Below are 2,405 nucleotides of genomic sequence, written 5' to 3'. Positions count from 1 at the left end.
AGGGTTGTCCCGCGCACCTTAGGATTCTCTCCCCGCATACCTGTGTCGGTTTACGGTACGGGCGGTAGCTCTCTCACTAGAAGCTTTTCTCGACAGTGTGGGGTCAACAACTTCGCTCGCATCTCTGCTCACTCCGCATCACGCCTCAGGCTTTCAGTGCACGGATTTGCCTATGCACCACCCTACACGCTTACACATGCTCTTCCATTCGCATGCTTGCCTGCCCTTCTGTGTCACTCCATTGCTCAAACAATTACTACCGGTACTGGAATATCAACCAGTTGTCCATCTCCTACGCTCTCTGCCTCGGATTAGGTCCCGACTTACCCTGAGACGACGATCGTTGCTCAGGAATCCTTATGCTTTCGGTGGAAAGGATTCTCACCTTTCTTTTCGCTACTCATACCAACATTCTCACTTCCCACAAGTCCACCGAACCTTCCAGTTCGACTTCTACCCTATGGGAACGCTCCCCTACCCCGTATACTTTACGTATACAGCCACAGCTTCGGTTTCGTACTTTAGCCCCGGGAATCTTCGGCGCAGGGTCTCTCGACCAGTGAGCTATTACGCACTCTTTAAATGGTGGCTGCTTCTGAGCCAACATCCTGGTTGTTTATGAAACCCCACATCCTTTTCCACTTAGTACGACATTGGGGACCTTAGCTGGTGGTCTGGGCTGTTTCCCTTTTGACCACGGATCTTATCACTCGTAGTCTGACTCCAAGGCTCTACAGTATATCCATTCGGAGTTTGACAGGGTTCGGTAACCTTTACGGCCCCTAGCCCGATCAGTGCTCTACCGCCTATACTTACTACCTCAGGCTAGCCCTAAAGCTATTTCGGGGAGAACCAGCTATCTCCGCGTTCGATTGGAATTTCACCCCTACCCACATCTCATCCGAAAGCTTTTCAACGCTCACCGGTTCGGTCCTCCACGCAATTTTACCTGCGCTTCAACCTGGACATGGGTAGATCACTGCGGTTTCGGGTCTACCTACACTAACTAGCGCCCTCTTAAGACTCGCTTTCGCTGCGGCTCCGTGTCTTCCACTTAACCTCGCTAGTGCAGATAACTCGTTGGTTCATTCTTCAATAGGCACGCCGTCGCTTTCGCTTCGACTGCTTGTAGACATACGGTTTCAGGTACTATTTCACTCCCCTCCCGGGGTTCTTTTCACCTTTCCCTCACGGTACTATGCGCTATCGGTCGCCAAGTAGTTTTTAGCCTTGGAGGGTGGTCCCCCCTGCTTCCCACAAAATTCCTCGTGCTTCGTGGTACTCTGGATCTCGGCCTCTCTGCTCTGCCTTTCGTCTACGGGGCTTTTACCCTCTCTCGCTTACCTTTCCAGGTAATTCAACTAGGCCTGACTTCGATTCTGCCGGTCCTCAACCCCGAAAAGCCGGAGCTTCTCGGTTTGGGCTCTGCCCTCTTCGCTCGCCGCTACTGTGGGCATCTCGTTTGATTTCTCTTCCTCCGGGTACTTAGATGTTTCAGTTCCCCAGGTTCCCTCCCTTGCGGGTGACCATCCATGACGATGGCCGGGTTTCCCCATTCGGATATCCACGGATCAATACTTGCTTGCAGTTCCCCGTGGCTTTTCGCAGCTTACCGCGTCCTTCTTCGGCTCTTGGCGCCTAGGCATCCACCGTATGCCCTTAGTAGCTTGACTTTTCAGCTGCTAAGAAACTTACGTTCCTAGACTTTTTTCTCGTTAACTCTCATCAAATATAGCATTTTGATTAGAGGTTTGTGTCTATTACTACTCACTCATCATTTTCGTAATAAACTGTTTGTCTCTTCTATATGGTTTTCAAGGTTCAAAAAAGAAGGCTAAGCCTTCAAAACTAAACATTAACCAACGAATGTGCGTCGACTTGAAGTCTACGAGATATCTTACTATCTCATGTCTCCATAGAAAGGAGGTGATCCAGCCGCACCTTCCGATACGGCTACCTTGTTACGACTTCACCCCAATCATCGGCCCCACCTTAGACGGCTGGCTCCTAATAGGTTACCTCACCGGCTTCGGGTGTTACCAACTTTCGTGGTGTGACGGGCGGTGTGTACAAGGCCCGGGAACGTATTCACCGCAGTATGCTGACCTGCGATTACTAGCGATTCCGACTTCACGCAGGCGGGTTGCAGCCTGCGATCCGAACTGAGATCGGGTTTCTGGGGTTTGCTCTGCCTCGCGGCTTCGCTTCCCTCTGTTTCCGACCATTGTAGTACGTGTGTAGCCCAAGACATAAGGGGCATGATGACTTGACGTCATCCCCGCCTTCCTCCAGGTTGTCCCTGGCAGTCTCCCATGAGTCCCCAACTTTACTTGCTGGTAACATAGGATAGGGGTTGCGCTCGTTGCGGGACTTAACCCAACATCTCACGACACGAGCTGACGACA

Annotated in this window: 2 rRNA genes; both read right to left on the bottom strand. The window is 51.6% G+C overall.

The features are described from left to right. A 23S ribosomal RNA gene (locus WS40_RS10300) occupies positions 1-1,673 on the bottom strand; the annotation flags it as partial. Positions 1,674-1,919: 246 nt separating this feature from the next. Beyond that, positions 1,920-2,405, bottom strand: a 16S ribosomal RNA gene (locus tag WS40_RS10295); the annotation flags it as partial.

It is taken from the genome of Ruminococcus sp. N15.MGS-57, assembly GCF_000980385.1.
GTDB classification, from domain to species: Bacteria; Bacillota; Clostridia; order Oscillospirales; family Ruminococcaceae; genus Hominimerdicola; species Hominimerdicola aceti.
This window is presented reverse-complemented; position numbering and strand designations above follow the sequence as displayed.